This window comes from Mesorhizobium sp. M1050 (assembly GCF_040318715.1).
In the GTDB taxonomy this organism is placed as follows: domain Bacteria; phylum Pseudomonadota; class Alphaproteobacteria; order Rhizobiales; family Rhizobiaceae; genus Mesorhizobium.
The window spans coordinates 21,881-39,239 of sequence record NZ_JAMYMV010000026.1 but is presented as its reverse complement, the minus strand read 5'-3'; the positions used below and the strand labels follow the sequence as shown (position 1 = coordinate 39,239).

Sequence of the window (17,359 nt, the reverse complement as noted above, 5' to 3'; positions counted from 1 at the left end):
AAACTCCGCCTGCCCAAATCCCGCCCGCTGGCCTGCAAGGCTACCGTGTTCGCGGTTAACTGCAGTTTACCGCGAAATCCGCGTTCAGCCCAGATTGACGACCGCCTGCGCCTTATGGGCGGCTTCGACCACGGCCAGTGCCGTCATGTTGACCACGCCGCGTGACGTGACCGAAGGCGTCAATATGTGCGCCGGCATGTCGGTGCCGAGCAGGATCGGCCCGACATGCAGTGCATCCATCATGGTCCTGAGCGCGGTCAGCGTGATGTTGGCCGAATCGAGGTTGGGAAACACCAGCAGATTGGCTTCGCCCTTCAGCCTGGAGTGGGGATAGACGCGTTGACGCAGATGCTCCGACAACGCAGTATCGGCATGCATCTCGCCGTCGCACTCCAGCTCGGGCGCGATACGCGCCAGGATCGCCGCCGCTTGCCGCATCTTGATCGCGCTCGGCGAATCGCGCGAGCCGAAATCGGAATGCGACAGGAGTGCTGCCTTCGGCTCGATGCCGAAACGCTGGATTTCTTCTGCTGCCAGCACCGTCATCTCGGCGATCTCCTCGGCCGTCGGGTCGACGGAGACGTGCGTGTCGGTAAGGAAGATGATGCCGCGCTGCGAGATCAGCATCGAGAGCGTGGAGAGGTCGCGATCCCTGACGCCGGTGCGCGGGCCTATGATCAGCGTGACATTGCGCAGATGCCGCTCGAAGCGGCCTTCGAGGCCGCAGACCATGGCGTCGGCATCGCCGCGCTTCAGCGCAAGTGCTGCGATCACCGTGTTGTCGGTGCGCACCATGGTGCGCGCGGCCTCCGTCGTCACGCCGCGGCGGCCGGCGAGTTCGATCAGCAGGTCGACATAGTGGCGATAGCGCGGATCGTCCTCGGGATTGATCAGGCCGAAATCGACGCCGGGCTTGATGCGCAGCCCATAACGCTTCAGGCGCACTTCGATAACATGCGGGCGGCCGATCAGAATCGGTTCGGCGATGCCCTCCTCGAGCACCACCTGGGCGGCGCGCAGCACGCGCTCGTCCTCGCCGTCGGCGTAGATGACGCGCTTGGCGGTCGATGCCTTGGCCGACGAGAACACCGGCTTCATCACCAGGCCGGAGCGGAAGACGAAGCGGTTGAGCTTGTCGATATAGGCGGCGAAGTCGGTGATCGGCCTGGTCGCGACACCGGTATCACAGGCAGCCTTGGCGACCGCCGGGGCGATGCGCAGGATCAGGCGCGGATCGAAGGGCGAGGGGATCAGGAACTCGGGGCCGAAGATTGGCGTCTCGCCGGAATAGGCACGGGCGGCGACATCGGAAGGTTCTTCACGGGCGAGTGCTGCGATCGCCCGCACCGCTGCCATCTTCATCTCCTCGTTGATGGCGCTGGCGCCGCAGTCGAGTGCGCCGCGAAAGATGTAAGGAAAGCACAGTACATTGTTGACTTGATTGGGAAAATCGGAACGGCCGGTGCAGATCATCGCATCGGGGCGCGCGGCGCGCGCCACCTCCGGCATGATCTCGGGATTCGGGTTGGCCAGCGCCAGGATCAGCGGCTTCGGCGCCATATGCTGGAGCAGTTCCGGCTTCAGCACGCCTGCCGCCGACAGGCCGAGAAAGACGTCGGCGCCTGATATGACATCGGCCAGCGTGCGTGCGTCCGTGTCCTTCACATAAGGATCTTTCCAGCGGTCCATCTCGTCGGTGCGGCCCTTATAGGCGACGCCGAAACGGTCGGTGACCCAGATGTTTTCCACCCGCGCACCAAGCGAAACCAACAGGTTGAGGCAGGCAAGGGCGGCAGCGCCGGCGCCAGAGCTGACGATCTTGATGTCCGTTATGGTCTTGCCGGCGAATTCCAGTCCGTTGAGCACGGCGGCGGCGACGATGATGGCGGTGCCGTGCTGGTCGTCGTGGAAGACCGGAATGCCCATGCGGGCCTTCAACTGCTCCTCGACCTCGAAGCACTCCGGCGCCTTGATGTCTTCGAGGTTGATGCCGCCGAAGGTCGGCTCCAGCGCCGAGATCGTCTCGACCATGCGCTCTATCCCCGGCGCGTCGATCTCGATGTCGAAGACGTCGATGCCGGCGAACTTCTTGAACAGGACGGCCTTGCCTTCCATGACCGGCTTGGAGGCCAGCGGGCCAATATTGCCGAGGCCGAGCACGGCCGACCCGTTGGAGACGACGCCGACCAGATTGGCACGCGCGGTGTAGTCGGCGGCGCTCGCCGGATCGTCGCGGATTTCCAGGCAAGGGGCGGCGACGCCTGGCGAATAGGCGAGCGCGAGGTCACGCTGGTTACCGAGCGGCTTGGTCGCCTGGATCTCGAGCTTTCCCGGCCTTGGGTGCTTGTGGAAGTAGAGGGCGGCTTCGTCGAGGTCCGAACGTGCCGTCTTTTTGCTCTCGCCTTCCATGCGGCTGCTCCCTCGGAATCTGCGTGAAGACCCCTTTTAGCATGCAGCCGAGGTTTTTCGCGACGCTAAATGACGCGCCGGCAGCTTTACCCGGCGGTGCGTCTAAAACGGTTAACTATCAATGACTTATGCCGATTCGATAGCAAATGAGTCCTGCTGGTTGGCAGGCGCTTCGATCAGAAGGCGCTGACGTAGAGACCGCCATCGACCGGTATGTTCTGCCCCGTCAGATAGCCGGCATGGACCGAGCACAGGAAGGCGCAGATCTGGCCGAATTCCTCCGGCGTGCCGAGCCGCTTGGCCGGAACATCGGCGCTGATGCGGGTCTTGCGTGCGGCAGCTGCGGCAGGATCTTCTGATGTGCCGGCCTCGTGCGGTCCGCGCAGCCGGTCGGTGTCGAGCTTGCCCGGCAAAAGACTGTTGATGGTCACGTTGCGATCCACCACCGTCCGCGCCACGCCGGCCAGGAACGATGTCAGGCCGGCGCGCGCGCCGGACGACAGGTCGAGGCCGGGAATGGGCACGTAGACCGATAGTGAAGTGATGTTGACGATACGGCCGAAGCCGCGCGCTGCCATGCCGTCGAGGACAGCCTGGACCAGCTCGATCGGCGTCACCATGTTCTGGGTGACGCCTTCGAGGATCTTTTCGCGGTCGAGCGTGCGAAAATCGCGAAGCGGCGGTCCACCATTGTTGTTGACGAGGATATCCGGTTCCGGGCAGGCCGCGAGCAGCGCCTTTTGCACCTCGGGCTTGGAAACGTCACCAACGACTTCCGTTACCGTGACGCCGTAACGCTGGCGCAACTCCGCGGCGGTTTTCGCCACCAGATCTGCATTGCGCCCGTTGACGACGATGTCGCATCCGGCTTCCGCCAGCGCCATCGCGCAACCGCGTCCAAGTCCCTTGCTCGAAGCGCAGACGATGGCCTTTTTCCCGCTGATGCCGAGATCCATGATGATTTCTCCTTGTGATCCGGCGGCAAGCTAGTCCTTCGGCAGGACCAATCGCAACCGTCATACGGTTGTTGCATGAATCGGGGCATAGGCTGTCGCGAAGCAACGGTGAAAATCGCGATGTCCGGCCAAGAGCCCCGCACTTTCCGCAGCATGTTCATTTCCGATGTCCATTTGGGCTCGAAGGCGGCGAGGGCCGAATTCCTGATCGATTTCCTGCGCCATCATGACGCTGACATCATCTATCTGGTCGGGGACATCGTCGACGGCTGGCGGCTGCGGCGGAACTGGCACTGGCCGCAAAGCCACAATGATGTCGTGCAGAAATTGCTGCGCAAGGCGCGCAAGGGCGCCAACATCACCTACATCGCCGGCAACCATGACGAATTCGCCCGCCAGTTCCAGGGTGTGCATTTCGGCGGCATCGTCGTCGCCGACCGCGCCATCCACGAGACTGCCGACGGCAAGCGCCTGCTCGTCATCCACGGCGACCAGTTCGACACCGTCGTCCATAATGCGCGCTGGCTGGCCTATCTCGGCGACCACGCCTATGACGCGGCTATGCTGGTCAACCGCGTGGTGACGCGGCTGCGCCAGCTACTCGGACTGCCATACTGGTCGTTCTCCTCCTGGGCCAAGGTCAACGTCAAGAAGGCGGTGAATTTCATCGGCTCGTTCCAAACCATGCTTGCGGACGAGGCGCGCCGCTCGCATGTCGACGGCGTCATCTGCGGCCACATCCATCATGCCGTCATCGAGAATTTCGGCGATGTCCAGTACATCAACACCGGCGACTGGGTGGAAAGCTGCACGGCCGTGGTCGAACATTTTGACGGTCGGATGCAAATCCTAACCTGGGCACAGGTGCTGCCCGAGGCACCGGACGAGCCCTTTATCCCGCTGCTCATCGAAGAACGGGTAGGGCAGGCGGCATAGCGCCGGCGGTCGTCCCGGGTCCGGGATCAATCGATTGGTCCAAGCGGTTCCGCCGGGTTTTTGCCCATGTTAAGGGATCGATACACGTTGCCGTCAGGTCGAGTGCAGCGTGGTTGGATCGATTCATGTCCCTGCCGCCGCTTTCGCCCGAACAACTCGTCAAGCCACGCCATTTCGAACTGCGCATGAGCATGATCTTCGCGACGCTGTTCGTGCCGCTCGGAACACATCTGCCATATTTTCCGCTGTGGCTGCAGGCCAAGGGTTTTCATGCCGAGCAGATCGCCGTCATCCTGGCGGCGCCCATGTTCCTGCGCGTGGTGACGACGCCGTTGCTGACCGCGCTCGCCGACCGTGCCAGGGATCGCGCCGATGTCTATGTCGCGCTGGTGGCTGCGTCGCTGCTCTTGTCGGCCGGTTATTTCCTGGTGCCGACCTATGCGACGGTGCTGGCGGTGTCGTTGGCGCTGACAATCGTGTGGACGCCGCATTCGCCGATCGCCGATTCGCTGGCGCTTTCAGGCGTGCGCCGCTTCGGCTCGAACTATGCCAGCATGCGCAAATGGGGCTCGATCTCCTATCTGTTCGCCAATGTCGCGGGTGGCTTCATTCTGGCGGCGACAGGCTCTCGGGCCGTTCCGGTGATCATTCTCGTGGCGTTTGTCGCCGCCCTTGCCGCCGGCCTGCTGGCGCCGCGTCTTGGCCGTCCGCGGCGCGCCTCGCCGCTGTCGGCCACCGATATCCAGCACGCCGCGCCGAAGCTTCTCAACCCATATTTCCTGTATTTTTCGATCGGTGTCGGCGTCATCACCGCCAGCCACGCATTCCTCTACGGCTTCGTCTCCATCTACTGGAAATCGATCGGTATCAGCGATTCGGTTGTTGGCCTTTTGTGGGCGTCGGGCGTAGTTTCGGAAGTCTGCATGTTCATGATGTTCACCCGCTTTTTCGACCGGTTTTCCGTCGTGTCGATCATCGCGATGGCGGGGATCGGCGCGATCGTGCGCTGGATCGCCTTTCCGCTGATCTGGCCGCTCGGCCTCGGCATTGCAGGATTTTTCGGCGTCCAGACGCTGCACTCGGTCTCGGTGGCGCTGGTGCTGATCGGCCTGCAGAAGATGATCGGCGAAACGGTCTCCGAGGAAAGAACCGGTGCCGCGCAAGGCATCGCCTATTTCTCCAACGGCTTCTTCATGGCGGTAATGACGCTGGCATCCGGCCCGCTTTACGAGCGGTTCGGTGTCGACGGCTTTTTTGCCATGGTCCCGATCGCCTTGATCGGCCTGGTACTGATCGGGCTTGCGGCGCGCTCAGCCCCACAGCGCCTTCTCAGGCGGTGACACCAGCGATCCCTGATAGACAAGGCCGGGAACACGGTCGCGAGCCAGCAGCAGCGGACCGTCGAGGTCGACGAAATCGGCATCCTGAGCGAGCAGCACCGCCGGCGCCATCGCCAGCGACGTACCCACCATGCAGCCGACCATCACGCCGAAACCGAGTTCGCGGGCGCGATCGCGCAACACAAGGGCGGCTGTCAGGCCGCCCGACTTGTCGAGCTTGATGTTTACGGCGTCGTAGAGGCCGATAAGATCTCCGAGGTTCTTCACCTCGTGCACGCTTTCATCGGCGCAGATCGGCACCGGATGTGCAATATGGCGCAGGATCTCGTCATGGCCGGCCGGCAACGGCTGTTCGATCAGCGCAATGCCCTGCTCAGCGGCAAAAGCGAGGTTCGCAACGACATTCTCGTCGGTCCAGCCCTCATTGGCATCGAGGATGATGCGGCTGTCAGGCGCTGCTTGCCTCACCGCGCGAATGCGAGCGATATCGTTGTCGCCACCGATCTTGACCTTGAGCAGGGGCCGCGCCGCATTGGCGCGGGCCTGTGCCGCCATCGCCTCCGGTTCGCCGAGCGACAGCGTGTAGGCGGTTTCGAGCGTCCGTAAGGGAGCAGCACCTATGGCATCGGCTACCGGTATTCCGCTGACCTTTGCTTCCAGATCCCACAGCGCGCAGTCGATAGCGTTGCGGGCAGCTCCGGCCGGCATGGCCGTGAGCAAGGCGGTTCGGCTGATGCCGCCGGCGATCCGGTCGCGCATGGCCTCGATCGCCTCGCGCACGCCGTCCATCGTCTCGCCATAGCGCTTGTAGGGAACGCATTCGCCGCGGCCGGCGTGGCTGCCCTCGATGATCGTGCAGGAGATCACTTCGGCTTCGGTCTTGGAACCGCGCGAAATCGTAAAGGTTCCTGCGATTGGAAAACGCTCGGCCTCGACCGAAATGACACGCGCCATATTTTTCTGCTCCTGCTGTGCGACAAGCGTTGTCGGCAAATCGACAGGTCAGACCCGTCAAGCTAAACAGGATGCCATGTTCAACATCGGCAAGCGCGACGCAAGCGGCACGACCGCAGGGAAGGCTGACCACGAACCGCGCGTGGCGATCGGCGAGGAGGACGGCGTTCTCGGCTGCGCCTTCTCCGGAACCTGGACGACACGGACCGTGGCGTTGATCGACGCCGACCTGCGCAGAATAGAGAAACGCAGCGGTTTCAAGATTTTGGCGCTCGATCTTTCCAAGATCGAGAAGATGGACACCGCCGGCGCCTGGCTGATCGACCGGCTGGTCAGCGCCTTCGAGAAGAAGGGCGTCAAGATCCAGTTGCAAGGCCAGAGCGAGATCGCGTCGATCCTGCTCGACGCGGTGGGCGAGGCTGTGCGGCGCGACCGCGAATCCGGCCCGGCGCGACCGCCCAACATCGTCATTCGCGCGCTGGAGGCGGTCGGCCGGCGCGTCTACGAGATGCGCGACGACTTTCTTTCCTCGATGAACATACTTGGCGCCACCATCCGCGGCGCGCAGATGAAGCTCGGCCGTGGTCATGCCGTCAACCCGGCGGCGATCTTCAACCAGATCGACCGCATGGGTGTCGGCGCCATTCCGGTGGTGGTGCTAATGTCGGCGATCGTCGGCGCCATCGTTGCCCAGCAAGGCGCCTATCAGCTCAGCTATTTCGGCGCCGATATTTTCGTCGTCGATCTGGTCGGCGTGCTGATCCTGCGCGAGCTCGGTGTGCTGATGACGGCGATCATGATCGCCGGCCGCTCGGGCAGCGCGATCACCGCCGAGATCGGCTCGATGAAAATGCGCGAAGAGGTGGATGCGCTGAAGGTCATCGGGCTCAACCCGATCGGCGTGCTGGTGTTTCCACGGCTGGTGGCGCTGGTGATCGCCTTGCCGTGCCTGACCATCATAGCCAATTTCGCGGCACTTGGTGGCGGCATCGTCGCCGCTTGGCTCTATTCCGACATCCCGCCCGCCGCCTTCCTCGACCGGTTGCGCGTCGCTATCGATCTAAGCACCATCTTTGCCGGCCTGATCAAGGCGCCGTTCATGGCGATGATCATCGGCACGATTGCCTCGGTGGAGGGCATGAAAGTCGGCGGCAGCGCGGAATCGCTTGGCCAGCACGTGACCGCTTCGGTGGTGAAGTCGATCTTCGTCGTCATCATCCTCGATGGACTTTTCGCCATCTTCTACGCAGCGATCGAGTTCTGAGATGAAGCTGCGAAACCGGAAAAAGGCAGGTGCGGTGGCGGACCACACGGGCGAGGGCGACGTCGTGCTTTCCGCCCATGACATCACCGTGTCCTTCGCTGACAAGGTCATCCTCGACAAGCTGTCGCTCGATATCAGGCGCGGCGAGATTCTCGGCTTTGTCGGTGCCTCGGGTGCTGGCAAATCCGTTCTGTTGCGCACCATTCTCGGCTTGACGCGCAAACAGTCGGGCACGATCAAGCTGTTCGGCCTCGACATCGAGAAGGCGAGCGAGGTTGAGCGCCTGCGCGTCGATATGCGGCTGGGCGTGCTGTTCCAGCACGGTGCGCTGTTTTCAGCCCTGACGGTGCTGGAGAACGTCCAGGTGCCGATGCGCGAATATCTCGACCTGCCGAAAAAGCTGATGGACGAACTGGCGATGCTCAAGGTCGAGCTGGTCGGATTGCCGCCGGACGCGGCGCATAAGTTTCCATCGGAACTTTCCGGAGGCATGATCAAGCGAGCGGCGCTGGCGCGGGCATTGGCGCTCGACCCTGATATCGTCTTCCTCGACGAGCCGACATCCGGCCTCGATCCGATCAGTGCGGCGGAATTCGACGAACTGGTCGTCAAGCTGCGCGATACGATGGACCTGACCGTCTATATGGTGACACATGATCTCGACACGCTTTTTACCGCCTGCGACCGCGTGGCCGTGCTCGGCAACAAGAAAGTGCTGGTCGAAGGTACCATCGACGACATGCTGAAGAGCGAGGAGCCGTGGGTAAAGTCCTATTTCCGCGGAAAACGCGCCCGGCAACTTGATCTTGCGGCGCGCGCATAGCCATAAGTGGGACAATGGAAACCAGAGCCAACTACGTCATCGTCGGCATTTTCACGCTGGCCGCGATCCTGGCGGCGTTCGCCTTCGTCTACTGGACGGCGGCGATCGGCGAAAAGGGCGAGACGACGGTGCTGCGCGTGCGCATCCCGGGTTCGGCGTCCGGGCTTGGCCGCGGCAGTTTCGTGCTGTTCAACGGCGTCAAGGTCGGCGATGTCAGGCGCGTCTATATCGACGTCGACAATCCGACAGTCGCCATCGCCGACACCGAGATCGATCGCCTGACGCCGATCACCAAGTCGACGCAGGCCGATATCGGTCTTGCGGGCCTCACCGGACAGGCCAATATCGAGCTCAAGGGCGCCGACCCCAAGGAAGTAAAACTCCTCGACCAGGCGGAAAAGGAAGGCAAGGTCGCCGAGATCGTCGCCAATCCCTCTGCCGTGACCAACCTTTTGCAGACAGCGCAGAACATCTTCACCCGCGCCGACAAGGTGCTCACGGAGCTGGAAGGCTTCACCAGGGACGTTCGCGGACCACTGACCCAGACCGTGCACAACGTGCAGACCTTCTCCGATGCGCTGGCCAAGAATTCGGACGGCATCGACAAGTTCCTGTCCGCCGCCAGTGCGCTGGCCGATGAGCTGAAAGGCGTTTCCGGCAAGCTCGACGGCACGCTGAAGGCAGCCGAGGGCCTGCTCAATGCCGTCGACAAGGACAAGATCAAGAGCATTGTCGCCAACGTCGACACGGTGACGGGCAACCTCAAGGAAACGTCGCGGCAGCTCGACGGCGTGATCAAGAACGTCGACACGGCGGTCGGGTCGGTCAACGATTTTGCCAAGCAGACGCAAGGCACGCTGGCAAAGGTCGACGGCGTGCTCGACGGCATCGATCCGGCGCAGGTGCGCACAGCGCTTGCCAACATCCAGAAGGCCAGCGAAAGCGCCAACAAGGCAGCCGCCGACATCGCAGAGGTGACTGACAAGTTCGCCAACCGGGCCGACGACATCAACCAGACGATCAAGGATGCCAAGCAACTGGCGCAGCGGCTCAACGACGCCTCGGTGCGTGTCGATGGCATCCTCGCCAGGGTCGACCACTTGCTCGGTTCCGGGCAGGCCGATGGCGTGATGGCCGACGCCAGGGCCACACTGAAATCGTTCAAGCAAGTTGCCGACACGCTGAATGCCCGCCTTGGCGTCATAACCGACAATCTGACACGTTTCTCGGGCCAGGGGCTGTCGAATGTCGAGGCGCTGGTGCAGGACAGCCGCCGCTCGATCAGCCGCATTGAGGAGGCGGTGACCGATCTCAGCCGCAATCCGCAGCGCATCCTTTCGGGTGGCGAAGGCGAGGTAAGGCAGTTCGATGGCAGGGCGCGGCGTTGACTTCGGAGTTGGTGCGCCCCAATAACATGAGCCGCAAAAGCGGGTTGATCTTACGATCCGGGGACAACGGGGATCGCGCGTGAAGTCTGTGTGGTTGAGAACGGGCGGGTTGACATCGGCTGCGGCACTGCTTGCCCTGACGCTGGCCGGCTGCGCGGTGTTTGGAGGCAAGCCTGCGCCACTCGACACCTTTGAGCTGTCGGCGCCTTCGGTTGCTGCGCGCGGCCACAGCCGTCGCCAGATCCTGATCGCGCAGCCGTCGGCGCTCAAGGCACTGGACAGCCAGAACATCGTCATCAAGCCATCGGATCGCTCGCTCCAGTATCTCAAGGGAGCGCAGTGGGCCGACCGGCTGCCGCTGATCGTGCAGGCGCGGCTGGCCGAGACGTTCCAGCGTTCGGGCAGTTTTGCCGGCGTCGGCAAGCCGGGCGAGGGCCTGGCCATCGATTATCAGGTGATCGTCGAGATCCGTTCGTTCGAGGTGAGCGTCGACGGCGGCGAGCATGCCGAGGTCGATCTGTTCGTGCGCATCCTCAACGACCGCAATGGCGAGGTGCGTGCCTCCAAGAGCTTCACCGCCTCAGCGCCTGTTTCAGGCAGCGGCAATCCAGCCTATGTCAGCGCACTCGACAACGCGTTCGGCGATGCGGCCAGGCAGATCGTGCACTGGACGGATTCGGTGATCTGATTTCCGTAAGGCTTGATCCATAACACTTCTGCCAACGCTGTAGTCAGTGACGCTGCAACAGCCGCAGCGCCGTAGATGCGCCAACAATGCAAATAGGTCGAGATGAAAAAGGCGGGAAATTTCCCGCCTTTTGTTTGTTGCAGCAGCCGTCCCTAGTGCAGGCGGCCGCTGGCGTGGGCCAGCATGGTGTAGACCTTGCCAGTGTCCGACGTCAGGTAGGTCTGCGCCATGATGTTGTCGCGGTCGTTGCGCGAGACATCCTTGAGCAGCTTCTCGAAATCGTCGCAGTAACGGTCGACGGCGGCGCGGAACTCGGCCTCCGCCTGGTACTTGCGACGGATGTCGTCGAACGTCTGCTGACCCTTCAGCGTGTAGAGCCGCCGCGTGAACACGTCACGCTCGCCGCGCCGGTAGCGGTTCCACAACTCGATCGATGCGTCGTGGTCGATGGCCCGCGCGATATCCACGGACAGCGAGTTCAGAGATTCCACGACATGCAGGGGCGAGCGCTGGGCAGGCGCCGCGCGCGGCGCGTCCGCCGGCCCCGAGGGTGCAGCCGGCCTCAGATCCTCGTCATTCGACGCCGCGGTCAGCAGATCGCGCACCCAGCCGCCCTGAGGCGTGCGGGCATTGGCGTCCGGGCGCGGACGCGGTGCCGCGTCGGCCGGACGCTCAAGGTCGAGCGTGCCGCGCAATGCAGGGCCGCCCAAGGGCGCCTGAGGTGAGCGCAGCTCCGGCTGCGGCGCTTCCGGTGCGCGACGCGGCGGCTCGGCGGCGCGTGCGGCAGGCGCTTGCGGCGCCGGGCGCAGATTGCGTGGCTCGGATCCCTCACCATTGCGGGCAGATTTCGCAACGATCTCGGACAGCTCTTTCAGCGCATTGATCTGCTCGGAAACGGCGCGGCGGATGGCCGAGGTCGATTCCTTGGCCTCCTCGGGCATTTCGATGACGCCCTTCTTGAGCTCGGCGCGGGTCAAGTCGAGTTCGCTCTTGATCGAGCCCGCGGTTCGCCGCATCTCCTCGGTCGCATCGGCGAAGCGCTTGGTGGCCGAGTCGACGACGTCGGTGATGGCGTTGCGGATCTTGTCGGCCGACTCCATCGTCTTGCCTTCGGCGTTCTGCAGCGTCTGGCCGACGAGATTTTCGAACGAGCGCATGACCCTTTCGAGATCTTCCGACTTCTTGACCAGGCCGACGGCGAGGTCTTCGAGCGACGACTGCCTTTCGAGCGTGTGTTCCAAATTGCTCTGGGCCGAGCTCAACAGGTCCGAAGCACTGGAGAGCAGGCGGCTATGTTCGTCGAACTTGGTGGCGATCGACGCGACCTCGCGCAAGGTGGACGACGACAGTTCCGTCAGCCTTGTCGTGTTCGAATCGACCAGACGCGCTGAGCTGGCAAAGGTCTGCGCGGCCTTCTCGGTGGTGGCGGCGAAACTTTGCGTGCTGCCGCTGAGGCGTTCATCGACCTGGCCGAGATTGACCGCGGCCTGTTCGATCAGCTGACCGAGCTGCGAGCTTGACTTGGTCATGCGGCCGATGAGGTCGGCGACGCTGTCGGACAGCGACGAGCGGGCGCCTTCGACCGCCGACAAGGTCTCGGCGGTACGGCTGGCGAGTGCGTCGACAAGTGCGGCATTCTCGCTGCGCAGCTTCTCGGTGGCGCGTTCGGTGACCGCTTCCATGCTCTTTTGCAGTTCCGAGCCGCCTTGCGCGAAGCGCTCGACCAAAGGCCGTGCCGTTTCGTCGAGGATCTTCGACATTTCGGCCGAACGTGCCGCGAGCATGGTGTTGAGTTCGCGGGTGTTGGCGCCGATCGTCTTGGCGGCATCGTTGGTGCTCTGGCCGATATGCTGGCCAACCGCGGTGAACGTTTCCGCGATGACATTGGCGCGCGAGACGAGTTGCGCCTCGGCATTCGACACCTGCTCGTTGAGCTTCTGGCCCATCGTTTCGGCCGTGTGGGCGAGACGGTTCTCGACGCCAGAGACCTGCTCTTCGACACGGGCGGCCGTAGCCGCAGCGCTCGACGCAAGCCGCTCGTCGGCACCGGCCAGCGCCTGCTCGATTTCACGCGCATGCACGGCCATTTCCTGGCCGGTCCGCCTTGCGCGTTCGGCGACCCGTTGCTCGGTATCGGCAAAGGCACCGACGATGGTCTCGGCGTGCTCGCCGATCGTGGCGGTGCTGTTGGCGATGCGCGACACCAGGCGCTGATCCGCGTCGTCGAAGATGCGGCCGATTTCCGAGGCACGGCTCGACAATGCTTCCGACCCTTCGGCGATGCGCGAGACCAATTGCTGGTCGGCGGCATCGAAGATGCGGCCTAGGTCCGATGCACGGGCGGCAAGCGCTTCGGCCGACTCGCCGATGCGCATGCCGAGCTGCTGGTCGGCGCCTTCGAAATTGCGCAAGATGTCGCCGGCGCGCGCGGCCAGCGACTGGGCCGTTTCGATGGCACGGGCGACCAGCTTTTGGTCGGCTGCATCGAACGTGCCGGCGATCTCGCTTGCACGGGCGGCCAGATGGTCTGCGGTGTCCTGGGCCCGGGCGGTCAGTTGGTCGGCGGTTTCCTGGGCGCGGGCGGCGAGCTTCTGGTCCGCCACGTCGAAGGCGCCGGCGATCTGGCTTGCTCGAGCGGCCAGCTGGTCGGCGGTTTCATGGGCGCGTGCCAGCAGCGAGCTGGACGTGTCGTCGGCGCGGGCGAGCAAGGCGTTCGACGTATCTTCAGCGCGGGCGTGCAGGCGACGGTCGGCGTCCTCGAAGGTGCGGGCGATGTCTTCGGCCCGTGCCAGCAGGGCGGCGGAGGTCTGCTCGGCGCGCTCGGCGATCTTGCGGTCGGCATCACTGAACGCGGCACCGGCCTGCTCATGCAGCGTGCTGGTGACTTCCAGCACCTTCTCACGCAGGGCGCCGGCGACAAATACGGCGCTCTTCTCAAGTACGCCGCGGATATTGTCGACGCCTGTCGAGAGGGCACGCTCCATGGTGCCCGCGCGTTCTTCGATGATACCGGTCTGACGGTTGAACGCCTGCTCGATCTTCTCGACGTCGCCGGCGATTGCTGCTGAGATATCGGTGCTCCTCGCGGCGATCTGGTCGATGTGGCCCGACAGCGAGCGATCGACGTCCTTGCGGGTCTCGGCGAGCTTGCCAAGATCGTCTTCCAGCGCGCGGGTCAGCATGTTGCGGCCTTCAGAAAGCTTGCCGACATGCCCGGCGATTACGTCATCGATGTCGCTGCGGCTTTCGGCCAGCCTCTGCAGGTCCGCTTCGAGGGCTCGTTTGAGGATGTCGCGGCCCTCGGCCAGCTTTTCCACCTGACCAGCGACCAAACCGTCGATGCTGGAGCGGCTTTCGGCCAGCTTGGCCAGATCGGCTTCCAGCGCGCGCTTGAGAATATCGCGGCCTTCCGCGAGTTTCTCGACCTGGCCGGCGACCAGGCCATCGATGCTGGAGCGGCTCTCGGCCAGCTTGGCGAGGTCGTCTTCAAGCGCCTTCGACAGGGTCGACCGCTCCTGGACAAGCCTTTCCGCGTGGCTGTTGACGAGGCCACCGACGTTTTCGAGATCCGCCTCAAGCGACCTCGACAGGGTCGAACGATCCTGGGCGAGCCGTTCGGAATGACTGTTGACCAGGCCGTTGACCCTGTCGAGATCAGCCTCGAGCGACTTCGACAGGGTCGAGCGATCCTGGGCGAGCCGTTCGGAATGGCTGTTGACCAAGCCGTTGACGCTTTCGAGATCAGCCTCGAGTGCCTGGGCGAACTGTGCCCGGTCGTCGACCAGTTTCTGCGACTGGTCGGCAATGGTGCCCTTGATCGCATTAAGGTCGGCTTCCAGGGCGCGCCGCAGGATGTCGCGGCCTTCGGCCAGCTTCTCGACCTGGCCGGCGACCAGCCCGTCGATGCTGGAGCGGCTATCCGCCAGCTTGGCGAGGTCGTCCTCAAGGGCCTTGGACAGGGTCGAACGATCCTGCACCAGCCTGTTCATGTGGTCGGCGATGACGCTGTTCACATTCTGCAGGTCGGTTTCCAGCACCCGCGAAAGCTGGCCGCGATCCTCGGCCAGCTTTTCCGACTGGCTCGATATGACGCCCTTGATCGTGTTCAGATCGGATTCCAGCGCGCGTTTGAGAATGTCGCGGCCTTCGGCCAGCTTCTCGACCTGGCCGGCGACCAGCCCGTCGATGCTGGAGCGGCTCTCCGCCAGCTTGGCAAGGTCGGCTTCGAGGGTCTGCGACAGCAGGCTGCGGTCCTCGGCCAGCCGTCCCGAATGGCCTTCGATCAGGCCGCGTATGCCGGACAGATCGCTCTCCAGCGATTGGGAAAGCTGCGTGCGGTCTTCCGCCAGTTTGGCGGAATGGGTTTCGATGAGGCTCTTGATGCCGACGATGTCGTTCTCCAACGCCTTGGCGAGCACGGCACGGCCCTCGGCGATCTTTTCCACCTGACCGGCGACCAGGCCGTCGATATCGGCGCGGCTGTCGGACAGTTTGCCGAGGTCGGCTTCCAGGGCGCGCGATAGGATGTTGCGGCCTTCGGCGAGCTTTCCGACATGACCGGCAACCATTTCATCAATGATCGTACGGGCTTGCACCAATTTCCCTGAGTCTTCATTCAGGGCAGCGGAGAGCCTGTTGCGGCCTTCTTCCAACCTTTCGAGATGGCTACCGAGCGACGCGTCGATAGCCGCCCGCGATTCATTGACCTTGCGCAGATCCTCTTCGAGCGCACGCGAGATCAGGCTGCGGCCTTCGGCCAGCTTCTGCACCTGGTTCGTCACCGCCGCATCGATGCCGGCGCGGCTTTCGTCGAACTTCGCCAGATCGGCCTGCATGGCCTCGGCCATGCGCTCGCGGCTTTCGGACAGCTTTCTGCTGTGGTTCTCGACGGCTTCCTCGATGCCGACACGGGCGTCGGCGAGGCGCTGGATGTCGCTGTCGAACGAACGCGAAACGACGTGACGGGCGGCTTCCATGCGCCCGGCGAAGTCGCTGGCGCGGGCTTCGAGCATGGAGGAGGTCGAGGTGACGATGTCGGCCATATCGGCGCCGATCTGGGTCTTGCCCTGGTCGATCATCGCCGACAGCGTGTCCTTGCTCTCGGCAAAGGTGTGGGCGATTTCGCGGGCGCGCTCGACCAGTGTCTCGTTGATCTGACGGGCGCGGGCCTCGAGGGCCGCATTGAGCTTCTGCGTTCCGGTATCCAGCGCCTCGGCGCGGGTCTGGAACTCGCTGATCAGCGCCTGGCCGCGTTCGGCGAGCGTGCGTTCGATGCCGTTGAGGCTGGCCTCGAATTCAGAATTGAGGGTGCGCGCGGCGCCGCCAAGCAGCGACACCATGCCAGTGGTGCGATCGTCGAGCAGATCGGTCAACGACCGCGTCAGGCCGTCCGTGGTGTCCGTCAGCTTGGCAATGCGGGTGTCGAGAAGGCTGGCGAAAGCCTCGCCGGAGGTCGACAGGCGGTCGGTGATCGAATCGAGCCGGCCTTCCACCGAATCAAAGATCGACATCGAGCTTTCGTTGATGCGGTCGATGAGCGTGTCGCCAGAATTGGTGATGGTCATCGACAATTTGGTCGACGCATTGAGGATGCTGTCGCGAATGATGTCGGAGGCGGCGCCGATCTCGTCCTTCAGCGTCTCATGCGCGCCGCTGATCGAGGCGCGGACGCGCTCGGCATGGGTGACGACGGCTTCGCGTTCGCTGCCGAGCCCGTCGACCAGCGAACGGATGCGGGATTCATTCTCGGAATAGGAGCGTTCGATCTGGTTGACTTCGCTGTGCACCAGCGTTTCCAGTTCGACGGCGCGGGCAAGCGTGCGTTCGATGCCTTCGCCCATGGCCGCGACCTCGCGGCGAACAGCCTGGCCGATCATCATGACGCGATCCTGGGCAAGGTTTTCCGGCTCGGTCAGGCGGAAGGCCACTTCCGTCATCGACTGGGCGGCCATGCGCATTTCCTGAGCGCGGCGAATCATGGCCGCGAAGGCCCAAAACAGGATGACGGGCACAATCGCCGCAACCGCCAGACCGATCAGCTCCGGACGGGCAAGGAACTGGTCGAGCGTGCGGATCGTCCAGATGCTCGGTCCAAAAAGGACATTGGCCAAGCCGCCGGCGCCGGCGAACCAGGCGAGCGAAACGAAGGCGACAACCCAGTAAATGGTGTTCGAGGCACGCCTGTTGAGGCTGTGCAGGAGCGTTTTGTAGTCCTTCTGCCGATCGTCATTGGCCGGCGAGAAGCCCCCGGGCTGGGCACCATTACGTGTTTCAACGGGGCGCAACTCGGCAGGCTTGGCCTTTGGCGCGGGTTTTGCGGCCTGGCTCTGGGCCTGGCTCTGATTGACGACGGACTCAGATTTCTGATTGCGTCCCTCACGTGCCAACTCGTCGGCGGCCTGGGAAATCTGCGCTTCCAGATCCTCCATCGAAGCCGCGATGTCGAGGTCGCCACTGCCGACATCATTGCTGAGGTCGATATCAAGCGCCTTCTCCAGTTCCCTGGCCACGTCGCTGTCGAGAGTTCTCGTCGTCGTTGGTTTCTTTGCCATGCCTTCGCTACCCTGTACTAGCTGCCGCGGGCCTTATATTTCTGTTTGTC

Annotated in this window: 10 protein-coding genes; 6 read left to right on the top strand and 4 right to left on the bottom strand. The window is 63.5% G+C overall.

Annotated features, from left to right (window positions below):
• Positions 1 to 84: 84 nt before the first annotated feature.
• Positions 85 to 2,409 carry an NADP-dependent malic enzyme gene (locus NKH57_RS16255; protein WP_352945425.1) on the bottom strand — a complete coding sequence of 775 codons (2,325 nt, stop codon included), beginning with the start codon at positions 2,407 to 2,409 and terminating at the stop codon, positions 85 to 87.
• 176 nt (positions 2,410 to 2,585) lie between these two features.
• Positions 2,586 to 3,365 (bottom strand): SDR family oxidoreductase, encoded by a 780-nt coding sequence (locus NKH57_RS16250; RefSeq protein WP_352726939.1) that lies wholly within the window; start codon positions 3,363 to 3,365, stop codon positions 2,586 to 2,588.
• Positions 3,366 to 3,485: 120 nt separating this feature from the next.
• Between NKH57_RS16250 and NKH57_RS16245 the strand changes: the two genes are divergently transcribed.
• Positions 3,486 to 4,301: a UDP-2,3-diacylglucosamine diphosphatase gene (locus NKH57_RS16245; RefSeq protein WP_352945423.1), complete on the top strand. Its 816-nt coding sequence runs from the start codon at positions 3,486 to 3,488 to the stop codon at positions 4,299 to 4,301.
• Positions 4,302 to 4,426: 125 nt separating this feature from the next.
• The gene (locus NKH57_RS16240) at positions 4,427 to 5,641 is read left to right on the top strand and encodes an MFS transporter (RefSeq protein WP_352945421.1); all 1,215 of its coding nucleotides are present in this window, start codon (positions 4,427 to 4,429) and stop codon (positions 5,639 to 5,641) included.
• On the opposite strand, the gene dgcA is transcribed toward NKH57_RS16240, so the two are convergent.
• The gene (dgcA, locus tag NKH57_RS16235) at positions 5,612 to 6,595 is read right to left on the bottom strand and encodes an N-acetyl-D-Glu racemase DgcA (protein ID WP_352945419.1); all 984 of its coding nucleotides are present in this window, start codon (positions 6,593 to 6,595) and stop codon (positions 5,612 to 5,614) included. The genes NKH57_RS16240 and dgcA overlap by 30 nt on opposite strands.
• 76 nt (positions 6,596 to 6,671) lie before the next feature.
• Between dgcA and NKH57_RS16230 the strand changes: the two genes are divergently transcribed.
• From NKH57_RS16230 to NKH57_RS16215, 4 genes are all read left to right on the top strand, one after another.
• Positions 6,672 to 7,859 (top strand): ABC transporter permease, encoded by a 1,188-nt coding sequence (locus NKH57_RS16230; protein WP_352833497.1) that lies wholly within the window; start codon positions 6,672 to 6,674, stop codon positions 7,857 to 7,859.
• A gap of 1 nt (position 7,860) precedes the next feature.
• Positions 7,861 to 8,682, top strand: a complete 822-nt coding sequence (locus NKH57_RS16225) for an ABC transporter ATP-binding protein (protein ID WP_352945417.1) — start codon at positions 7,861 to 7,863, stop codon at positions 8,680 to 8,682.
• Positions 8,683 to 8,696: 14 nt separating this feature from the next.
• Positions 8,697 to 10,070: an MlaD family protein gene (locus NKH57_RS16220; protein WP_352945415.1), complete on the top strand. Its 1,374-nt coding sequence runs from the start codon at positions 8,697 to 8,699 to the stop codon at positions 10,068 to 10,070.
• A 79-nt stretch (positions 10,071 to 10,149) separates the two neighbouring features.
• Entirely contained in the window at positions 10,150 to 10,758 is a 609-nt protein-coding gene (locus tag NKH57_RS16215) for an ABC-type transport auxiliary lipoprotein family protein (protein WP_050589476.1), read from the top strand.
• A gap of 152 nt (positions 10,759 to 10,910) precedes the next feature.
• Here the strand turns inward: NKH57_RS16215 and NKH57_RS16210 are convergent, their stop codons facing one another.
• The gene (locus tag NKH57_RS16210) at positions 10,911 to 17,309 is read right to left on the bottom strand and encodes a kinesin (protein WP_352945413.1); all 6,399 of its coding nucleotides are present in this window, start codon (positions 17,307 to 17,309) and stop codon (positions 10,911 to 10,913) included.
• Between the last annotated feature and the right edge of the window lie 50 nt (positions 17,310 to 17,359).

What these genes read in the sequence shown, in the direction of transcription:
- NKH57_RS16245 (WP_352945423.1), top strand. Translation starts at nt 3,486, where the DNA reads ATGTCCGGCCAAGAGCCCCGCACTTTCCGCAGCATGTTCATTTCCGAT.
- NKH57_RS16220 (WP_352945415.1), top strand. Translation starts at nt 8,697, where the DNA reads ATGGAAACCAGAGCCAACTACGTCATCGTCGGCATTTTCACGCTGGCC.
- NKH57_RS16250 (WP_352726939.1), bottom strand. Translation starts at nt 3,365, where the DNA reads ATGGATCTCGGCATCAGCGGGAAAAAGGCCATCGTCTGCGCTTCGAGC.
- NKH57_RS16230 (WP_352833497.1), top strand. Translation starts at nt 6,672, where the DNA reads ATGTTCAACATCGGCAAGCGCGACGCAAGCGGCACGACCGCAGGGAAG.
- NKH57_RS16210 (WP_352945413.1), bottom strand. Translation starts at nt 17,309, where the DNA reads ATGGCAAAGAAACCAACGACGACGAGAACTCTCGACAGCGACGTGGCC.
- dgcA (WP_352945419.1), bottom strand. Translation starts at nt 6,595, where the DNA reads ATGGCGCGTGTCATTTCGGTCGAGGCCGAGCGTTTTCCAATCGCAGGA.
- NKH57_RS16255 (WP_352945425.1), bottom strand. Translation starts at nt 2,409, where the DNA reads ATGGAAGGCGAGAGCAAAAAGACGGCACGTTCGGACCTCGACGAAGCC.
- NKH57_RS16240 (WP_352945421.1), top strand. Translation starts at nt 4,427, where the DNA reads ATGTCCCTGCCGCCGCTTTCGCCCGAACAACTCGTCAAGCCACGCCAT.
- NKH57_RS16225 (WP_352945417.1), top strand. Translation starts at nt 7,861, where the DNA reads ATGAAGCTGCGAAACCGGAAAAAGGCAGGTGCGGTGGCGGACCACACG.